The 20315-nt window shown below is 38.6% G+C and carries 23 protein-coding genes and 1 riboswitch; of the genes, 12 read left to right on the forward strand and 11 right to left on the reverse strand.

Annotation, left to right across the window (positions count from 1 at the left end):
* Positions 1-80: 80 nt before the first annotated feature.
* On the forward strand, positions 81-326 hold the full coding sequence (locus B3E00_RS10205) for a hypothetical protein (protein WP_293879417.1): 246 nt from the start codon (positions 81-83) through the stop codon (positions 324-326).
* A gap of 159 nt (positions 327-485) precedes the next feature.
* The gene (locus B3E00_RS10210) at positions 486-1739 is read left to right on the forward strand and encodes a PQQ-dependent sugar dehydrogenase (protein WP_293879418.1); all 1254 of its coding nucleotides are present in this window, start codon (positions 486-488) and stop codon (positions 1737-1739) included.
* A 596-nt stretch (positions 1740-2335) separates the two neighbouring features.
* Here the strand turns inward: B3E00_RS10210 and rlmH are convergent.
* Entirely contained in the window at positions 2336-2809 is a 474-nt protein-coding gene (gene rlmH / locus B3E00_RS10215; protein WP_293879419.1) for a 23S rRNA (pseudouridine(1915)-N(3))-methyltransferase RlmH, read from the reverse strand.
* Between the two features lie 401 nt (positions 2810-3210).
* Positions 3211-4821 carry a replicative DNA helicase gene (gene dnaB, locus B3E00_RS10220; protein WP_370877891.1) on the reverse strand — a complete coding sequence of 537 codons (1611 nt, stop codon included), beginning with the start codon at positions 4819-4821 and terminating at the stop codon, positions 3211-3213.
* A gap of 383 nt (positions 4822-5204) precedes the next feature.
* On the opposite strand from dnaB, the gene ubiE reads away from it, so the two are divergent.
* The 6 genes from ubiE (at position 5205) to B3E00_RS10250 (ending at position 9500) form a co-directional block, all read left to right on the forward strand.
* The gene (gene ubiE, locus B3E00_RS10225) at positions 5205-5945 is read left to right on the forward strand and encodes a bifunctional demethylmenaquinone methyltransferase/2-methoxy-6-polyprenyl-1,4-benzoquinol methylase UbiE (protein WP_293879420.1); all 741 of its coding nucleotides are present in this window, start codon (positions 5205-5207) and stop codon (positions 5943-5945) included.
* Positions 5946-6009: 64 nt separating this feature from the next.
* Entirely contained in the window at positions 6010-6771 is a 762-nt protein-coding gene (locus B3E00_RS10230; RefSeq protein WP_293886883.1) for an SDR family oxidoreductase, read from the forward strand.
* 10 nt (positions 6772-6781) lie between these two features.
* Complete coding sequence (locus tag B3E00_RS10235) at positions 6782-7231, forward strand: GatB/YqeY domain-containing protein (RefSeq protein WP_293879421.1); 450 nt, start codon at positions 6782-6784, stop codon at positions 7229-7231.
* A gap of 86 nt (positions 7232-7317) precedes the next feature.
* Entirely contained in the window at positions 7318-7770 is a 453-nt protein-coding gene (locus B3E00_RS10240; protein WP_293879422.1) for a GNAT family N-acetyltransferase, read from the forward strand.
* A gap of 11 nt (positions 7771-7781) precedes the next feature.
* On the forward strand, positions 7782-8156 hold the full coding sequence (locus B3E00_RS10245; protein WP_293879423.1) for a DUF423 domain-containing protein: 375 nt from the start codon (positions 7782-7784) through the stop codon (positions 8154-8156).
* Between the two features lie 6 nt (positions 8157-8162).
* Positions 8163-8225, forward strand: a riboswitch (Fluoride riboswitch).
* A 36-nt stretch (positions 8226-8261) separates the two neighbouring features.
* Positions 8262-9500 (forward strand): chloride channel protein, encoded by a 1239-nt coding sequence (locus tag B3E00_RS10250; RefSeq protein WP_293879424.1) that lies wholly within the window; start codon positions 8262-8264, stop codon positions 9498-9500.
* 219 nt (positions 9501-9719) lie between these two features.
* Here the strand turns inward: B3E00_RS10250 and mgtE are convergent, their stop codons facing one another.
* The 4 genes from mgtE to B3E00_RS10270 form a co-directional block, all read right to left on the reverse strand.
* Positions 9720-11036, reverse strand: a complete 1317-nt coding sequence (gene mgtE / locus B3E00_RS10255; protein ID WP_293879425.1) for a magnesium transporter — start codon at positions 11034-11036, stop codon at positions 9720-9722.
* A gap of 169 nt (positions 11037-11205) precedes the next feature.
* Positions 11206-11916, reverse strand: coding sequence for a dipeptidase PepE (pepE, locus tag B3E00_RS10260; protein WP_293886885.1), 711 nt, complete (start codon positions 11914-11916; stop codon positions 11206-11208).
* An 87-nt stretch (positions 11917-12003) separates the two neighbouring features.
* Positions 12004-12180 carry a ribbon-helix-helix domain-containing protein gene (locus tag B3E00_RS10265; RefSeq protein ID WP_153848792.1) on the reverse strand — a complete coding sequence of 59 codons (177 nt, stop codon included), beginning with the start codon at positions 12178-12180 and terminating at the stop codon, positions 12004-12006.
* Positions 12181-12190: 10 nt separating this feature from the next.
* Positions 12191-13054, reverse strand: coding sequence for an SPFH domain-containing protein (locus tag B3E00_RS10270; RefSeq protein ID WP_293879427.1), 864 nt, complete (start codon positions 13052-13054; stop codon positions 12191-12193).
* 97 nt (positions 13055-13151) lie between these two features.
* On the opposite strand from B3E00_RS10270, the gene B3E00_RS10275 reads away from it, so the two are divergent.
* The 4 genes from B3E00_RS10275 to rimK all read left to right on the forward strand — a co-directional run bounded on the left by B3E00_RS10275 (position 13152) and on the right by rimK (position 16361).
* Complete coding sequence (locus tag B3E00_RS10275) at positions 13152-13634, forward strand: DNA-deoxyinosine glycosylase (protein ID WP_293879428.1); 483 nt, start codon at positions 13152-13154, stop codon at positions 13632-13634.
* Positions 13635-13687: 53 nt separating this feature from the next.
* Positions 13688-14866, forward strand: coding sequence for an AIR synthase related protein (locus B3E00_RS10280; RefSeq protein ID WP_293879429.1), 1179 nt, complete (start codon positions 13688-13690; stop codon positions 14864-14866).
* Between the two features lie 64 nt (positions 14867-14930).
* Positions 14931-15368 (forward strand): ATP-dependent zinc protease, encoded by a 438-nt coding sequence (locus tag B3E00_RS10285; protein ID WP_209574610.1) that lies wholly within the window; start codon positions 14931-14933, stop codon positions 15366-15368.
* Between the two features lie 57 nt (positions 15369-15425).
* Positions 15426-16361 (forward strand): 30S ribosomal protein S6--L-glutamate ligase, encoded by a 936-nt coding sequence (gene rimK / locus B3E00_RS10290; RefSeq protein WP_293879431.1) that lies wholly within the window; start codon positions 15426-15428, stop codon positions 16359-16361.
* A gap of 62 nt (positions 16362-16423) precedes the next feature.
* On the opposite strand, the gene B3E00_RS10295 is transcribed toward rimK, so the two are convergent.
* From B3E00_RS10295 to thrS, 5 genes are all read right to left on the reverse strand, one after another.
* The gene (locus B3E00_RS10295; RefSeq protein WP_293886890.1) at positions 16424-16876 is read right to left on the reverse strand and encodes a DUF3060 domain-containing protein; all 453 of its coding nucleotides are present in this window, start codon (positions 16874-16876) and stop codon (positions 16424-16426) included.
* 208 nt (positions 16877-17084) lie between these two features.
* Complete coding sequence (gene rplT, locus B3E00_RS10300) at positions 17085-17429, reverse strand: 50S ribosomal protein L20 (RefSeq protein WP_046674462.1); 345 nt, start codon at positions 17427-17429, stop codon at positions 17085-17087.
* A 99-nt stretch (positions 17430-17528) separates the two neighbouring features.
* Positions 17529-17729 (reverse strand): 50S ribosomal protein L35, encoded by a 201-nt coding sequence (rpmI, locus tag B3E00_RS10305; protein WP_002993964.1) that lies wholly within the window; start codon positions 17727-17729, stop codon positions 17529-17531.
* Positions 17730-17768: 39 nt separating this feature from the next.
* On the reverse strand, positions 17769-18329 hold the full coding sequence (gene infC / locus B3E00_RS10310; RefSeq protein WP_075993338.1) for a translation initiation factor IF-3: 561 nt from the start codon (positions 18327-18329) through the stop codon (positions 17769-17771).
* A gap of 11 nt (positions 18330-18340) precedes the next feature.
* On the reverse strand, positions 18341-20266 hold the full coding sequence (thrS, locus tag B3E00_RS10315) for a threonine--tRNA ligase (protein WP_293879433.1): 1926 nt from the start codon (positions 20264-20266) through the stop codon (positions 18341-18343).
* Positions 20267-20315: the final 49 nt, after the last annotated feature.

Genomic DNA, 20315 nt, shown 5'->3' on the forward strand with positions numbered 1-20315 from the left:
GGAGGCAATAATTTTTAAATTGAAAAATTTCTAAAACTTTTACTTCGCAATTTTCGTTATTCTGTTAAAAGGTGGATAATATGAAAAAGAACTTTATAACCATTGCATATAATCAGGAAACACAGCATTGCGAATCTAAAGAGTTTTCAAGTATTCAGGAAAGTGCGGAGTATTTTAAAACGTTGGAAACCTCTGCAGAACCCAACTACCTTCCTGTATGTACGTATAATTTAAACACCAATACGATTCTGGATATTAGTGACTATTACGTCAACAAGGATAGTGAACTACAGCAGATTGTAAACAGTTGCCTTTCGGGAAAATAGTGTCTTGACGAGTTGTAATCATCTGTTAAAGGATCGATCTATCCGTCTTCATTGGGATAGGCTGTAATCCTATTTATAATATTACATTCCCGTAAAATAATATTTCGTTAATTTTTAATATCTTCAAATCGATAATCAAACCAAAACAACTTACAAATAATGAAAACCAAATTGACTATAAGCCTTTTAACAGTATCATTAGGATTGACGGCATGCCATTCAAGCCCTGCCAATTCGACCTCAGGTTCGGATAGTAGTGCGAATGCTCCGATGGATACAACAAGCTATCCTGCTGTAGAAACTCAAAAGGGAAACACAAATTATAAACCGGCATTTGCAGGACAAACTAGAATTCAGGGTGCAAAAACCACCACACCTTATGACGGTAAAGTGATTGCAGAGGGATTAAAATCACCTTGGGGCATCACCGCAATGCCTGATGGCCGATTATTGATATCAGAGAAAGAGGGCGATTTCCGAATTGTAACAGCAGAAGGGAAATTAAGTGAACCAATCAAGGGTTTACCTCAGGTCAATAGCAGTGGGCAAGGAGGACTTTTGGGGGTACGACTTGATCCAAATTTCGAGTCAAACCGTATGGTATATTGGGTTTTTTCCGATAATACAGCCGCCGGAACATTAACTGCTGTTGCAAAGGGAAAACTATCGGCCGACGAAAAATCCATAGAAGGTGCTAAGGTGATCTATCAAGCCACTCCTGCTCACAAAGGCAACTTGCATTATGGCGGACGCATTATATTTGACAAACATGGAAATATTATTGTCAGCACAGGCGAGAGGTCTGATTTGGTTACAAGACCTCTGGCGCAAGATTTAAATGCAGCATTAGGAAAGATTTTACGTATTACCACCGATGGAAAACCTGCCCAAGGGAACCCATTTTTGGGCAAATCGAATGCACGTCCTGAAATTCTCAGCTATGGGCATCGCAATCCTCAGGGACTCGCCTTACATCCAGAAACTGGCGATCTTTGGGAAACGGAATTTGGCCCACGTGGAGGTGATGAATTGAATAGAATTGAATCTGGTAAGAATTATGGCTGGCCAACGATTACGTATGGCATAGAATATAAAGGGGATAAAGTTGGTGAGGGTATACAGCAAAAAGATGGATTAGAACAACCCGTTTATTACTGGGATCCTGTCCTCTCTCCGAGTGGAATTACTTTCTATACTGGGCAAAACATTCCAGAATGGAAGAATAATCTCTTCATTTGCGGACTAAGCAGCATGCATATTGCTAGAATTATACTAAAGGATAACAAGGTGGTTGGGGAAGAGCGTCTATTAGGTAATGAAGGACAGCGATTTAGAGATATTACACAGGGTCAAGATGGTGCTTTGTATGCTATAACAGACCTCGGAAAATTATATAAAATTGATAAAAAATAAATGCACTAATCTAAAGCAGCCCTTTCCCACGGGGCTGCTTTTTTCAATTAGACTTGAATTATATTCACAAATAGCCGCAGTAGAGAGGTAGTTATTTAGCCAAAAATGGCAAATAATAGAATTTGGCTCGATTATTGATATTATACATAGTGTATCAATAAATTATTATATGGTTAAAAAAGAAAAAATGAAAAAATTATTAGAGATCAATCCCTTGTCGTTCTACATGACTAATTGGGGATTCGTAAACAACACTACGCCAAAAAGAACGCGCAAAACCTGCCAACCTTCTCCAAAAATTTAAGCGTTCTAGCTTAAATACTTCAATTAAATTTTATTAAAATCATCTGCTGATATCCTCCATACGGATATTAAGTAAGAGATTTATTTCTTTTACTAACATCCGTATGGCGAGGTATCAACCTATGCGAAAAAAAATGCCAATATGATTACTATAACGATACAAGCAATCATAATGTATTTATTCAATTGGCTATTTTTCTCTCCTTCGTCACTTTTATAGTGATAATCTCGTTTATTTGGCAAATTCATAAGCTTGTTTTTATTCATGATGAAGTTAACAACTTTTTTCCATATTATTCGTGATGATAAGGCTCGCCCTTCATGATGGAAAAAGCTCGATATAGCTGCTCTGTAAAAAACAATCTTATCATTTGGTGGGAAAATGTCATTTTGGATAGCGAGATTTTTGACTTCGCTCGATCATAAATTTTTTGATCGAAACCATAAGGCCCTCCAATGACAAACACCAGATGTTGGACACTTTGTATCATCATCTTCTCCAGATAAGCAGAAAACTCTAAGGACCTAAATTCTTTTCCATGTTCATCCAACAGAGCAACAAAATCCTGGGGCTGCAGTTGCTTTAAAATCAAAAGGGCTTCCTTGTCTTTCTGCTGTTCAGCAGAAAGACTCTTAACATTTTTGATATCGGGAAGAACAACAATACTAAAGTTGACATAAAACTTTAATCGCTTAGTGTATTTTTCAATTCCCTCAAGCAGGTATTTTTCATCCGTCTTACCTATGCAAAGTAATGTTATCTTCATCTAGACATTTTATAAGTGTTGCAATAAAATAGCGCTTGTCTTGTTTCCGACACTTTTAAATCGGATCACAACATTTAGCCAAGCCCTAAAATCTTAATAAATTGGGTATGTGTACAAATTAAGTAAAGTTCTAATTTATTTAAAATAAAGCCAATCAAAAAGGCAAGAATTGTTCACTCCGATTGTTCCTATCTTCATTCACTTTTCATCTATTCTGCATTTAACAAGTGTATCAAATAAACCACAGCATATACAGACAATTGACGGATACTCATACCCTACCTCGATAACAAGCCTCCCCCCACATAAGCAGTATAAGGCGCATGACCGTTTTAAACTAAAAAACCGAATTTAAATCATTCGGTTTTTTATTATTAGGAATACATATGTAAAATTAATCACTAAAATGGTGCATCATCGGGCATATCATTCATTCGAGATGGCATGGTAATACCGCCACTGAAACCTCCAGCACTAAAATCATCAGCAAAGTTTGGTGATGGGTTCAATGCCGAAGCAGAAAATGTAGCAGGTGCATCACCGAATCCATCGCCCCCACCCATACCAGAAAACTCATCTTCTAAATCCACAAACTTTACAAATTTACCGACAAAACGAAGTGGAACAATTCCGGTCTCACCATTACGATGCTTGGCGATAATAACTTCGCCGACACCAGCGGTAGGACGCCCTTCTTCATCTTCTGTTAAGCCGTAATATTCTGGTCTATATAAGAAAAGTACCATATCCGCATCCTGCTCAATAGATCCAGACTCCCTTAAATCGGATAACATAGGACGTTTGCTATTACCTGGCCTTGATTCCACCGCACGACTCAATTGCGACAATGCAAGCACAGGAATATTTAATTCTTTTGCAACAGACTTCAACGCACGAGAAATACTACCAATCTCTTGTTCACGGTTACCACCACCTTTACCTTCAGCTTTTCCGTGCATCAACTGCAAGTAATCGACAATCACCATTTGAATGTCGTATTGTGCTTTTAGACGCCTACATTTTGCTCTAAATTCAAACACATTCAATGCCGGAGTATCATCAATAATAATAGGCGCATCAGTCAACCGTCCGATTCGCGAATGTAATTGTTGCCATTCATGATCAGCTAGATTTCCTTTTTTCAATTTTTCTTGCTCAATTTCGGTTTCACCGGCGATAAGACGATTGACTAGCTGAACCGATGACATCTCCAACGAGAATACAGCAACTGCTTTGCCGTGCTCCACAGCGGCGTTACGTGCAACGGAAAGTACGAATGCCGTCTTTCCCATGGCTGGACGTGCCGCAATAATTACAAGATCAGAAGGTTGCCACCCTGAGGTCATTCGATCCAATGCAGTTAGGCCTGAAGGTACACCCGTCAGACCATCAGTACGATCTCGAAGCATTTCAAGATTTGAAATCGCTTCACGCATAATATCATCCATCTTTCTCGAATCTCGTCGTAGATTATTCTGCGCGATATCAAATAAGCTTTTCTCAGCATGATCTAAAAGATCGAAAATATCTGAGGTCTCATCATATGAACTATTAATAATTTCGGTCGAAACTTTAATAAGTTCGCGTTGAATATATTTTTGAGAAATGATACGTGCGTGATATTCAATATTAGCAGCCGATACGACTCGATCCGTCAACTGTGTAATGTAATAAGCACCACCGACCATCTCAAGGGCGCCCATCCGTCTAAGTTCAGAAGTAACGGTTAAAATATCAATTGGGGAAGTTTTTTGAAAAAGACCAAAAATCGCTTCAAAGATCTTTTGATGTGATTCCTTATAGAACGATTCCGGTTTCAGAATATCGATAATCTCACTCAGCGCATTCTTTTCAAGCATTAAAGCACCCAAAACAGCCTCCTCTAAATCTACTGCCTGCGGCGGAAGTTTGCCCAAACCGCTCACCAAATTATTTAATTTGGTACGGCGCTCACCATAACTTCCCCGTTTGTTATTATCCGTATTATTCGCTTCAAAATTACTGTCGTTCATCATGATATTATATCAGAAATATAGCTTTGCTATCCTTACAAATTCTAGATAGGATAACAAATGTATAAAAAATAAAATTCACCACCATGCATAGTTACACACAGCAAAATTTAAAGAACAGCATCTAAACCTCAAAAAGCTTTGAAGAACACAGTTTTATACCGACAGTTTTCAACATGTACTGTTGAAAAAATGTTGAAAACAAAAAAATAACACTAAAAACCAGTACATTAATAAATGTTAATAACTTAAGTTATTGTGAATAAGCAAAATGATATTGAATAAATCAATAGCTGCCACTATCATCGAAACAAACTCACTTTTGCATAAAACAAATCCCTTTTTAAGCACTAAAAAATATTCATATATCGTATCTTTGTAAAATGACGCACGACTCCTCAACATTAAAACCCTATAAAGACACCAAGGATGGGAAGAAAAAACAGGTAGCAGATATGTTTGATAACATTTCCCATTCCTATGATTTCTTAAACCATTTTCTGTCTTTGGGAATCGACATTATCTGGCGCAAAAAAGCCATCAACGCTTTGAAATCCATAAAACCGCAACTGATGTTGGATGTAGCGACAGGAACCGGTGATTTTGCATTGGAATCAATTAAAATCTTGAATCCAAAAAAGATTATCGGAGTTGATATATCCCAAGGAATGCTTGAGGTGGCTAAGAAGAAGATAACCAGTAAGGGCTTGGGCAATCAATTTGAAGTTGCACTGGGTGATTCTGAGAGGCTTCAGTTTGAAGATAACACGTTCGACGCTGTCACAGTAGCTTTCGGAGTCCGAAACTTTGAAAATTTAGAAAAGGGGCTGTCAGATATTTACCGCGTATTAAAACCAGGTGGAAAGGCTGTCATTTTAGAATTTTCAAATCCTAAAAAATTCCCCATTAAGCAACTCTACAATTTTTATTTCAAGTTTATCACGCCGACCATTGGAAAATTTTTTTCAAAAGATTCCAGCGCGTATGAATACCTACCAGAATCTGTTGCTCAATTTCCGGATGGACAAAAATTCGTTGCTATCAACAAAAAGGCAGGTTTCAATGAAACTATTGTTAGACCGCAAACATTCGGTATCTGTACGATTTACATTGCTACAAAATAGCGCAATGCTGCTACTATTGTTTGAGTTGATCTAATTACATTTTATTATCAAAGAGTGAGAATATATGACTAAAACAGTTTTTATCACAGGAGCAAGTTCTGGAATCGGTCAGGCCTGCGCTGAGCTACTAGCGAAAGAGGGCTACAATCTTTTACTCTGCGCCCGTAGGCTAAATCGTTTAGAAAAATTAAAAGATACTCTTCTTGCTGCCTACCCGACAATTCAAATCCATATTTTTGAACTTGATGTTCGAGATGCAGAGCAGGTTGCCCATCAAATTGATGGTCTACCTTCAGCGTGGAAAAATATAAATATTCTAATCAACAATGCGGGTTTGAGCCAAGGATTGGATCCGATTCAAAATGGAGATATCGGAGATTGGGATAGAATGATTGATACGAATATAAAAGGCTTACTCTATGTGAGTAAATCTGTAATACCACTTATGGATGCTGGAAACGGTGCTCATATTGTCAATTTGGGATCTATTGCAGGAAAAGAAGTTTATCCGAATGGAAATGTATACTGCGCCACTAAACATGCTGTTGATGCGTTGACCAAAGCCATGCGCATTGACTTGCTGCCTCAAGGAATTAAAGTAACGTCCATCGACCCTGGAATGGTCGAGACGGAGTTTTCAGAAGTTCGTTTCCACGGAGATCGCGAAAAAGCTAAAAATGTGTATAATGGTGTGCAACCCCTAACAGGAAAAGACATTGCCGAAACCATCCTTTTTGTCATTACTAGACCTGTGCATGTCAATATCAACGATCTATTAATAATGCCTACTGCACAAGCTACGGGCACCATTGTCAATCGAAAATAAATTAAATATCATGTCATTAGAAATACAAATAAATCAAGACATTAAGGCAGCAATGATCGCAAAAGACACGGCAAAATTACGTGGTTTACGAGCAATTAAAGCAGCAATTCTCTTAGCGAAAACAGAAAAAGGTCATGCAGAAGATCTTAGCCAGGAGGCGGAGATTAAAGTGTTACAAAAACTTGTCAAACAACGTCGCGAATCTGCTGAAATTTATAAGACGCAAAACCGTGAAGATCTGTATGAAATTGAAGTCGAGGAAGAAAAAGTAATTGAGACTTACCTACCCAAACAATTAAGTAAAGAAGAAGTTGAGACCGTCGTCAAAGCAATTATCGCTGAAACAGGGGCTTCTTCCATTAAAGATATGGGTAAAGTAATGGCAGCAACAAATCAAAAGCTTGCAGGACAAGCTGATGGCAAAACAATCTCTGAAGTCGTTAAAAGTCTTCTCGCATAAAAGTTTTCAAATCACTAGTGTCAAATTAAATCGGGTATGTCTTCCCTGATATATCGATTTAATTTGACTCTTTTTTTATTTCAATTATGGATTTTCAATGGAATCTCAAGAAATTTGACCAACTCAATACGAAAGAATTGTATCGCATCTTAAAGCTTCGAATGGATGTTTTTGTTTTGGAGCAAAAATGCTTATACCCTGAATTGGACGATAAAGATTTCGCTTGTCTTCATCTTTGGACGGAGCAAAATGATCAAATTATGGCATACACCAGATTGGTTCCCCCCGGGCTTTCCTACCCACAAGCGTCCATTGGACGGGTCATTGTCGCAGAGCAGGCTCGTGGAACAGGACTAAGTCAACAATTAATGAATCAGTCGATTACCATTCTCTACGAAGAGTTTGGTGCAGGCGAGATACAGATAGGTGCGCAATTTCATTTAAAATCTTTTTACGAAAAGCTAGGATTTAAACAAATTTCCGACCCCTACCCCGATTATGGAATTCTACATATTGATATGATCAAACCCTCAATTTAGTGAATTTAGGCATGCAAAATTTTGTTATTATCACAGCCGCCCTACTTGGTGGTATTGCTATTATCCTCGGTGCTTTTGGAGCCCATGCATTCAAAAAAATCTTATCAGCTGAGAAGATCGAGTCGTTTGAAGTAGGCGTTCGCTATCAAATGTATACTGCGCTAACCCTATTGGCTTTGGGATTTAATCTTTCCTTTGAATATCAATCTGAAAGAGTTGCATTTTATCTCTTCACTTTGGGAACTATCTTATTTTCCGGAAGTATCTATTTTTTATCGTTCGCCGAGTATTGGAGGAAGAATCTTAAGTTTCTTGGTCCGATTACGCCACTTGGCGGATTGCTTATGATCGCTGGTTGGGTTGTTATTATCATTCGCTTTTTGTAAATTTGAATTACATATGGCAATGATGTCTGCCCTGAACCGCCTTAAGAAGCTGATGACGTCTACTATTTTAATATAAAAAGACAATTTTATATAAAGTGTAGAGTGATGGCTATAATACATTTAAATCAAAGCAATCTTCATTTTTTTCTTAAATGGCTTATCTCCTGTAGTGTGATAGGTTGTATCGTAGGATCTATTTGTGCGTTTTTTCTCTTTTCCCTCAATTGGGTAACGCATTACCGAGAAGCTCATCCTTTGATAATTTATGGCCTTCCTTTAGCGGGACTAGTTATCGCGTTATCCTATACGTATTGGGGTAATACATCAAGCAAAGGGAATAACCTGCTCATTGAAGAATACCTTCATCCTCAGCGCCGCATCCCCCTTATTATGGCCCCTTTAGTTTTATTCGGCACTTTGTTGACTCACTTGTTTGGCGGCTCGGCAGGCCGTGAAGGAACAGCTGTACAGATTGGAGGAGCGATTTCCGATCAGCTCAATCGCTGGTTTGACTTCGATAAAACTGAACGCCGTATATTGATATCTATCGGAATCACCGCTGGCTTTGCGGCTGTCTTTGGCACTCCCCTTGCCGGAACGATATTTGGACTGGAAGTTTTACTTATTGGAAAAAAAAGGCATTTTGGTATTCTTCCCTGTTTATTCACCGCTTATTTAGCGAATTTCAGCTGTCAATTGTGGAATATCCCACACACTCATTATCCAATTCATGGGGCTATTCCCGCACTATCCTTGACCAATATTGGATTTAGCCTTATCGCAGGCATCCTATTTGGTATTACTGCATGGCTTTTTAGATGGAGTGGTGACTTCTTTAGTCTGCAATTCAAACGGATTAAATCCACGCTGCTTAAACCGGCGTTAGGTGGTATTATTTTGGTAATCATTATTACTTTATTTCACATCAACAGCTATATTGGACTTGGTATTCCAACAATTCAGAATGCATTTGTAAATCAGTCGAACTATTATGATTTTATCATCAAATTGCTTTTAACAACTTTCACCCTTTCTGCTGGCTTTAAAGGTGGAGAAGTCACGCCACTTTTCTTTATCGGAGCAACTTTAGGAAGCGCATTAAGCATGATTATTCCGCTTCCAGTCGCCCTCTTGGCTGCGATGGGATTCGTTGCTGTATTTTCAGGTGCTACAAATACGCCCCTCGCCTGTATTGTCATGGGCTATGAACTATTTGGGATTCAACCTATTTCATTTATAGCAATAGCATGTATAGTCGCTTTTATATTTTCAGGAAAAAAAGGAATTTATATTGCGCAAAAAGGCGGTTTAAAGGAAAGAATCTACCGAAGACTCAATTTATAAACAGGATCTGTGCTTTCGAGCGCTATACATTTAATAACGATAGTCAATAGCAACCGCCTTAACTACAAACGCATCTTTCAACAAACGCCCTTTTTAAAGCAGGCATAAATAAATGGTTTAGTGGAGGAAGTTCACTAACAGAAAAAGAAATTATTCGGTAAAAAGAGCCTAAAGTAAGCGGTATGATTTAGGCTCTTCATGGTTGACTTTAGCATCGAGCTATAATAACTTTCCCTGCAAAAAGAAAGCAGCGACAGTAAAATATATGATCAATCCCGAAACGTCCACCAGGGTAGCAACAAATGGTGCCGACGCTGTAGCAGGGTCCAATCCGAACCGACGTAAAATAAATGGAATAAACGAACCTGACAGCGTTCCCCATAGAACGATAAACAATAGGGAAACTGCTACCGTAAAACCAATGGCAATCCAATAGGGACCATAATCATACAGACCTAGAAAATGCCAGGCCAATATCCGTAGAAAACCGATCGTCCCCAATATCCCCCCTAGAATCAAACCTGACGAGACTTCGCGCTTCATCACGTACCACCAATCCTTAAGCTTTAATTCTCCTAGCGCCATTGCACGGATAATTAACGATGCGGCCTGCGATCCGGAATTACCACCACTGGATATAATTAAGGGAACAAATAGCGCTAGCACAACGGCCTTTTCCAATTCCCCTTCAAAAAAACCCATTGCTGAGGCTGTAAGCATCTCACTAAAAAATAAGATGATCAACCAGCCGGCTCTTTTTTGAATCAATTGTAATAAAGGGGTTTTGGTATACGCCAGATCTAGTTCTTCCATTCCTCCAAATCGCTGTATATCTTCTGTGTCTCGATCTTCAATTCGGTCTAGCACATCATCGAATGTGACAATTCCGACTAATACGCCAGCTTCTGTGATGATAGGCAAAGCGCTTCGGTCATATTTTTGAAAAATCTCGAAAGCTTCCTCCATTGGTGTTGAAGCTTTAATCGCTGCAAAATTATAGTCAATTAAATCAGAAATCTTTGTCGAAGAATCTGATAGCAGTAATTGACCAATTTTCAAATCATCGATCAACACGTTTTTCTCATCAACAACATAAATAAAATTGAGCGTTTCAGCCTTTTTTCCAAACACCTTAATATGTCGAAAGACGTCGTCAACTGTATAATAAGGGCGAACTTGCACATACATTGGCGTCATTAGACGGGCGATACTATCCTCCTTATAACCAATCAGCTCTAAGGCCATTTGCTTTTCTCGCTCATTTAAAAGATTGATCAGGTATTTAATTAAATCATCAGGCAGTTCCGACAATAGGTCATTACGGGTATCTGGTTTTAAATTATTCAGCAATTCGGAGAGTTCATGTTCCGTCATTGATTTGATCAATGTGTATTGAACATCCAATTCAAGAAAACAAAAGATTTCCAACCTATCCTCCAAAGGATAATTTATAAATTGCTGATGTTGTTCGCCTTTGCTTAAACGCGAGATTTCTTCCGCGATATCGGCTGGGTGTAATGCTGAATTTTGTTCCATTGGAAGATAATTAATGGATTTAGGGCAAAAGTAGCTTATTTTGTATTATTTCCAACAAATAGAAATACTATTTTTTCTAAGGATAATTGGGGCTAATAAAGCCTTAAATCCCCTAATACTGCGTGGACGGATGTATTTGGTTTAATAGCGCTATAGATTTTACAATAGCTTAAAAATTAATTAATCCAGGCGCCAACTCCACTGGCTCTAGGCCAGGCCTAAAAAGCAACGCAGCCAAATCACCTTGCAGCTGTATTTTTCCATTATTTACATGCAACCAGCTACCTTCACGTAAACCAATGACGGGCTGCGTATTCAGCTGATGAAATTCCTTAATTCGCGTTTCTCTCGTTTCCCCTCGATGTGTGGACTTTGGATCTGGATCCAAATAATGTGGATTGATATTAAATGGTAAAAAACCAAGCGCATCAAAGCTGGGCGGATAAACAATAGGCATGTCATTTGTAGTTCCAATAGTCAGCCCTGTTAAATTGGAACCCGCTGATGTGCCAACATATGGAATTCCCTTTGCTACTTTTACACGCAATTGCTGGACTATATCCAGTTCATAAAGGGTTTTTAATAGTAAAAATGTATTCCCGCCGCCAATAAAAATAGCCTTTGCATCTTGAATTGCTTTCTTCATATTCGCGAACTGGTGCAATCCCGAGACGGTTACCCCCCTATCTGTTAAGGCTTCTTGAACTTTAGCCGTATAGGCATCAAATGAGATGCCCGAAGGTCTCGCAAAAGGGATAAACAATAATTCGTCTGACTGAATAAATTCGACAAAGTCGTGCTTAATATATTCTAAAAACTTACTACCATAAATTGTACTTGTGCTTACGACCAATAACTTATATGCTGGATTAATTTTCATCTTCTTTCGTTAAAACATTAAACAAAAAGTACCTTTAGCTTTGTCAAATGCGAAGCCAAAGGTACAGTTTTCGTTGCTTATTGTATCCTATTTCTTATCAGCAGTCTTTTTTTCTGCACCCAATCTTTTATTTTCTTGTAGCGCTTTATGTAAAAGATATTCTATCTGCCCATTCACACTTCTAAACTCATCCGCCGCCCATTTTTCTAATGCTTTGTACATTTGATCGTCTAAGCGCAGCATAAAGTTTTTCTTATCCGCCATTCTATTTCGTTTATTGGTACAACGTACCTGTATTCACAATTGGTGTCGCTGCTTTCTCTCCACAGAGTACCACCATTAAATTGCTGACCATCGCCGCTTTTTTCTCATTATCTAGCACTACGATATCCTTTTCTGACAACTTATTTAAGGCCATCTCGACCATCCCAACAGCTCCATCCACAATTTTTGCCCTTGCTGCCACAATAGCTGCTGCTTGTTGCCTTTGAAGCATTGCGCCGGCTATTTCAGAAGCATAAGCCAAATGACTTATTCTTGCCTCCTTAATAATAACCCCAGCTGGTGCCAAACGATCCGACAATTCTTGTTCAAGAATATGGTTTACGGTATCTCCACCCTCTCGTAAAGTAATTTCAGCACCTTCATCCTCAAGATTATCATACGGGAAACTGCCAGCCAAATGTCTTACGGCTGCTTCACTCTGTGTACGCACATAGGAGGTGTAATTACTTACATCATAGGCGGCTTTATAGGTGTCTCCTACTTGCCAAACAATCACGGCCCCAATCTCTATAGGATTTCCCATCTTGTCATTTACTTTCAGTGTCTGGCCCTGCAAATTATCTGAACGAAGACTTATCCGTATAGTCGAATACAGGGGATTGACAAAGAAAAGACCATTCTCTTTTACTGTACCAACATATTTTCCGAAGAAATTTAATACACGGGAATGATTTGGATTAATGATCATTAATCCTTTCAGAATAAAAAAAGTAGCGATCATCAACACTACTCCCAATACGACATACAGTGAGCTTTCTTCTACGTTAGCAAATGAAAATATTGCTGCGACAAAAGAGAAAACAGCAATCAATAAAGCTAAATAGCCTGACATAGGTTTAATAAGTTTTTCCATAATTTTTTAATATATATTTGATATCATTTTAATATCATAAATATACTATTATTTTTTTCATATGTCAAATGAAATTTTAAAATTACTATTTTTGGTTATGCTCAAAAGATCCTTTCAGCCTATAGTAAGTTCGACTACCCAGATCCTCATCCTTGGCTCGTTACCCGGAGATAAATCGCTTGTGGAAAATGAATATTATGCGCATCCCCAAAATCGATTTTGGAAAGTCATCAAATATCTGTTCAATGCACCGGAGCTAATAAATTATACCGACCGGATAGGTATCTTACTTAGAAACAATATTGGTCTTTGGGATGTTTGTGCTGAAGCCTCTCGTCCTGGAAGCATGGATTTAGCCATACAAAATGAACGCCCCAATCCGATCGCAGAGCTGCTAGAAACCCACACTTCAATCAAACATATTATCTTTAATGGACAAAAAGCATACAGTTTGTATCTGAAGCATTTCGAAAAAAAGGCAGGCATTATTTATAGCTGTTTACCAAGCACAAGTCCAGCTAATGCAAAAAGCAATCTCGAAAATTTGATTGAACACTGGCGTATAATAATAAGTGATTAAATTACACGAATTAGATTCATTAATTCAGTCCTATTGCTTATTTTTGCCGTAAGATGTCAGATTTAAAATACAATCAACGCGGCGTATCCGCAGGGAAAGAGGATGTGCACAATGCGATAAAAAACATAGATAAGGGACTGTTTCCCAAAGCATTTTGCAAAATAATTCCAGATATTTTGGGTGGAGATCCAGAATGGTGCAATATAATGCATGCTGATGGGGCTGGCACCAAATCTTCATTGGCATATGTATACTGGAAAGAAACCGGTGATATTTCTGTTTGGAAAGGTATTGCGCAAGATGCTATCATCATGAATATTGATGACCTCCTCTGTGTCGGGGCTGTTGACAATATTCTTCTCTCCTCCACGATTGGCAGAAATAAAAACCTCATTCCTGGAGAAGTGATTGCGGAAATTATCAATGGTACAGAAGAAATCCTTTCTGAGCTTCGCGAATTGGGAATCGGCATCTATTCTACTGGTGGTGAAACGGCTGATGTTGGTGACCTGGTTCGCACCATCATTGTGGATAGTACTGTAACCTGTCGGATGAAACGTGAAGATGTTATTTCAAATCATCGTATCAAAGGCGGCAACGTCATTGTTGGATTAGCGTCCAATGGAAAAGCGACTTATGAACAGACCTACAATGGCGGAATGGGTTCCAATGGACTAACTTCTGCACGTCATGATGTATTTAACAAAAAAGTAGCTGAAAAATATCCTGAAGCATATGATCCAGCTGTTCCTTACGAACTAGTTTTCGCGGGAAGCCAAGATCTTACAAATGAAATCGAAGTTGAAACCGGAGAAAAAATAACTGCGGGTAAGCTTGTTCTTTCAGCGACGCGTACTTATGCGCCTGTTATCAAACAAATACTAGACAAGTATCGTTCTCAAATTGACGGGATGGTGCATTGCTCTGGTGGAGCGCAAACAAAGGTCTTACACTTTGTGGATAATGTGCACGTCATCAAAGATAATCTTTTCCCGATCCCACCTCTTTTTGAATTAATACAGAAAGAATCCAATACAGACTGGAAAGAAATGTACAAAGTATTCAATATGGGACATCGTATGGAATTATATGTACCTGAATCGATTGCATCGGATATCATTGCTATTTCAGAATCATTTGGCATTCCGGCTCAAATCATAGGTCGCGTGGAAGAATCTACTGCTAAAAAAGTTACTATAACCTCTCCTTACGGAGAATTTATCTACGAATAAAAGATTTTTATCCCTGTCCCCTGCTTATACATGGGACAGGGCTATATTTTTCAATTTGGTATAAATGAAAGAAAAACTTCTTGTGGGCTGGAAAGAGACCCTTGATTTACCTGAATTGGGAATATATGGTATAGAAGCAAAAGTCGATACCGGCGCTGCTTCATCGGTACTACACTGCAACTCGTACAAGGTGGTTAAGGAAGATGGTCAGGACTGGATTATCTGCGAACTTATCATAAATTTTGAGACAAAAGAAACAAAAACGCTCAAGTTAAAACTCTATAGAACAAAACTTGTAAAAAGTTCATTCGGTCAAGAAGAAAAGCGCTTCTATATCCGCACAACAGCTGCATTATACAATCAGGTATTTAACATTAAGATCTCGTTTAGAAATCGATCTCAGATGACTTATCCCATGCTTTTGGGTAAAAATTTCTTATACAAAAGATTTTTGGTTGATGTTTCCAAAGAAAATCTATCCAGGAAGACCCTGGTAAAATAAAACAAATAGCCAAGCTATTTTGTTATCTTAGCACAAAATATACTCAATATACAAATCGTGAAAATTGCCGTATTATCGACAGTAAAGAGTTTATACTCAACTCGTCGTCTCGTAGAAGCCGCACAACAAAGAGGGCATGAATGTGTCGTCATTGATCACAGCAAGTGTTATGTCGGTATTCAGCAAGGTAAACCCAGCATCCATTACAAAGGACAGGATCTTAGTGATATTGACGCGATCATTCCTCGCATAGGAGCTTCAGTAACATTCTATGGATCTGCAATTGTAAGACAATTTGAGGTCATGGATGTTATTTCTGCCAATCCCAGTCAAGCCATCACCCGATCGCGGGACAAATTAAGATGTCTACAAATTTTATCCGGAGCAGGTATCGGACTCCCGATTACAGGCTTTGCACGCACAGCCTCCGATGTAGATGATCTCATCAGTATGGTTGGCGGAGCACCTTTAGTCATAAAACTATTGGAAGGAACTCAAGGTATCGGTGTTGTACTTGCTGAAACTAAGAAAGCTGCGTCTTCTGTTATTGAAGCGTTCTATGGTCTTGGCAACAATATTCTTATCCAAGAGTTCATAAAAGAATCTAAGGGCTCTGATATTCGCGCATTCGTGGTGGACGGCAAAGTTGTAGGTGCAATGAAACGCACAGCTAAGGAAGGTGAGTTTAGATCTAATATACACCGTGGTGGAACAGCTCAGATTATCCGGTTAAGTAAAGCCGAAAGAGAAACAGCAGTTGCTGCAGCGGCACAATTGGGACTTACAGTTTGTGGGGTGGATATGATCCCTTCAGATCGCGGTCCTTTAGTACTCGAGGTTAATTCATCTCCTGGTTTGGAAGGTATTGAGAAAGCAACCAAAAAGGATATCGCCTCCGAAATAATACAATACATTGAAAGACAATACGAGTTAAAGCAAGCTCACATGCCTAAAGTTGTCAAGAAAAAGAAAAAAAGAGAAAGTAAATTGTAATGATAAAAAATAGTGGAACGTTGGGCTAATACTTGTTGTATCAGCCCATTTTCCTTTATATACTATTTCACTTTCATTACCATATTGTCTGCCCCTTCTGTAGACACTTTCACCTGTCCAGATTTATTTTTTGTAGACTTGTAATGAACATGGTTTTTGATCCCCTCAATTTGAACAGTCTCTACTGAGCCAATATTAACCATATTGTCTGAGCCTTCTATCGTAATTGCGGCAATATCATTCCCCGTTACCATATTCCCTTTCCCTTCAATAATCAATTTGCTCACATTGCCACGGATGGCCACTTTATTGTCAGCTCCACTTATTTGCACGACCTCTCCTGCTTTGGCCTCTATCGTACGGTTATTGTTCACGCCTTCAATCAAGATGACTTTTGCTTGCTGATTAACAACAACGTTGTTTACAGCCTTGGAAGATGGCTCCATAGCTGCAATCATCACGCTCCCGGCCAATAGAAGCGAAAATCTAAATATAATCGTTCTTAAGTTCATCATTTGCTTTTTTATAGATTAGCAAAAATCAAACCTAATTTAAAATACCACAGGGAGAGGAGCGATAATATATTATTGTAATTCTTTTAAAAGTAGCCTTAGGCAATTGGAAATAAAATCAAGTATAGCATTGAGTTAGGTCCTTAAAACAAAAAAGGAGCCTAAAAGGCTCCTTTAATATCTCTAACAAATTGATAGCGGATTAAAAACTCTATTTTACTGCGTCTACAACTGCTTTGAAAGCTTCTGGGTTATTTAAAGCTAAGTCAGCTAAAACCTTACGGTTCAAACCAATATTTTTAGCATTTAATTTACCGATCAATTGGGAATAAGAAATTCCGTGTTGACGAGCTCCAGCGTTGATACGTTGAATCCATAAAGCTCTAAACTCGCGTTTTTTGGTTTTACGATCGCGGTAAGCGTATTGTAAACCTTTTTCTACTGTATTTTTAGCAATAGTATAAACTTTGCTACGTGATCCAAAGTACCCTTTTGCAAGGCCTAGGATTTTTTTGCGTCTTCTTCTAGAAGCTACTGCGTTAACCGAACGTGGCATATTTTTAAAATTAGTTTGGTAGAAGGTGCCATGTATTTCAATGAACTTACAACCCTGTACCCGGTTAAAAAATTATTATTAAATAAAATCGAATAAAACTTATTTACCGATAGCAAGCATACGTTTTACGTTGCCCATATCGCCATCAGATACATAACTTGTTTGTGTTAAGTTACGTTTACGTTTTGTGCTCTTTTTTGTCAAGATGTGGCTTTTGAAAGCATTTTTTCTTGCAATTTTACCTGTTCCAGTCAATTTGAAACGTTTCTTTGCGCTGGAATTGGTTTTAACTTTTGGCATAATACTTATAAATTTTATATCAATCTGTTAGAATTCTTTTTATTTTTTTGGAGCCTTTGGAGCTACTGTTAAAAACATGCGCTTACCTTCTAATTTCGGTAAAAGCTCTACTTTTCCATAATCTTCCAAAGCCTGAGCAAAGCGTAACAACAAGATTTCACCTTGATCCTTGTGTACAATAGCACGACCTTTGAAGTGTACATAAGCACGAACTTTCTCTCCACTTTCAAGAAACTTAATCGCATGCTTCAATTTGAACTCAAAATCATGCTCACCAGAGTTAGGTCCGAAACGAATTTCTTTAATAACAGTCTGTTTTGCATTAGCTTTGATTTCCTTTTGTTTCTTCTTCTGTTCGTAAACAAACTTACTGTAGTCGATAATCTTACAAACCGGCGGTACAGCATTTGGCGAAATCTCCACTAAATCAAGTTCCAACTCATCAGCCAACTCTAACGCTTTGCGCGTAGGGAAAACTCCTTGTTCCACATTATCTCCCACCAAGCGTACCTCAGGTACCTTGATTAACTCATTAATGCGGTGATCTGGTTCTTTCTTTCTCATTGGTGGTCTTGGACCACCTGGTCTTTTTAATGCCAAATGTTTAAAAATTAAACGGTTATTTCCTTAATTAATATATCTCTAAATGCCTCAGCAGTCATAGTTCCTAATTCCACTGAGCCATGTTTACGTACAGAAACTGTGCCATTTTCTACCTCTTTCTCCCCAACAATCAACATATAAGGAAGCTTTTTCACTTCGGCGTCTCTGATTTTTCTGCCCACTTTCTCGTCACGTAAGTCTATCAGTCCGCGAATATCGGAATTATTTAGCGAATTTAAAACATTTTGCGCATATTCTTCGTATTTTTCTGACACTGGTAAGACGATAAATTGCTCAGGCGCAAGCCATAACGGAAACTGCCCTGCGCAATGTTCAATCAATACAGCCACAAAACGTTCTAAAGATCCAAACGGTGCACGGTGGATCATCACTGGACGATGTTTCATATTGTCACTCCCAGTATACTCTAATTCAAAACGTTCAGGTAAATTATAATCTACTTGTATCGTTCCCAATTGCCACTTACGTCCTAAAGCATCCTTCACCATAAAGTCTAGTTTAGGGCCGTAGAAAGCAGCTTCACCATATTCCACTACCGTTGGTAACCCTTTCTCTTCTGCGGCTTCAATAATTGCAGACTCAGCCAAAGCCCAGTTTTCGTCGGTACCAATATACTTTGTGCGATTCTCAGGATCACGTAACGATACCTGTGCAGTATAATCATTGAATCCAAGCGCGCCAAAGACATAAAGAACTAAATCAATTACTTTTTTAAATTCATCTTTAACCTGATCTGGACGGCAAAACAAATGCGCATCATCCTGAGTAAACCCACGAACCCTTGTTAAACCATGAAGCTCACCAGATTGCTCATAACGATATACCGTACCAAATTCAGCGAAACGGACAGGTAAATCCTTATAAGAACGTGGTTTTACTTTATAAATCTCACAGTGATGCGGACAATTCATGGGTTTCAACAAAAACTCTTCACCTTCTATAGGAGTTTTTATTGGTTGAAATGAGTCTGCACCATATTTCTCATAGTGTCCAGAAGTCACGTAGAGTTGTTTATGTCCAATATGAGGAGTAACAACAGGTTCATACCCTGAGTTCAACTGTGCCTTCTGTAAAAAATCTATAAGCTTTTGACGTAATGCAGCACCTTTAGGCAACCAAAGAGGCAGCCCCGCGCCAACTTTTTCAGAAAAAGCAAAAAGTTCCAACTCTTTCCCCAGTTTACGGTGATCGCGTTTTTTCGCCTCTTCTATAAATTTCAAATATTCTGTAAGCTCCGATGCCTTCGGGAACGTAACACCATAAATTCGTGTCAACTGTTTGCGAGACTCATCACCTCTCCAATAAGCACCGGCAACATTAGTCAATTTAATCGCTTTGATAAACCCAGTATTTGGAATATGAGGGCCACGACATAAATCTGTAAATTCCCCTTGAGTATAGAAAGTAATCTTTCCATCTTCCAAATCTTTGATTAAATCTAGCTTATACTCATCTCCTTTTTCAGTAAAGTAAGCCAATGCATCCGATTTCGAAACAGCTTTACGTTCAAATGTTTCTTTTCGTTTGGCCAGCTCCAGCATCTTGTCTTCGATCGCTTTAAAGTCATCAGACGAGAATTCACGATCACCAAAATCAACATCGTAGTAAAATCCGGTTTCAATCGCGGGACCAATACCAAATTTAATCCCAGGATATAATGCCTCCAAAGCCTCAGCCAATAAGTGGGCTGAAGAATGCCAAAAAGTGGATTTACCTTTGGTATCATTCCAGGTCAATAACTTGACAGTAGCGTCATTTTCAATAGCACGGGCAGAATCCCACACTTCACCATTTACTTCGGCAGCAAGGACGTTTCTTGCAAGCCCCTCTGAGATTGATAACGCAATCTCTGCAGCAGTGATCCCTTGTTGATATGCTCTTACGGAACCATCCGGTAGTGTAATATTAATCATTTACAACTATGATCTTTAAATCGTTAAAAAATAGAAAACATAAAACAAC

The organism is Sphingobacterium sp. UBA5996 (genome assembly GCF_002429765.1).
Lineage (GTDB): Bacteria > Bacteroidota > Bacteroidia > Sphingobacteriales > Sphingobacteriaceae > Sphingobacterium.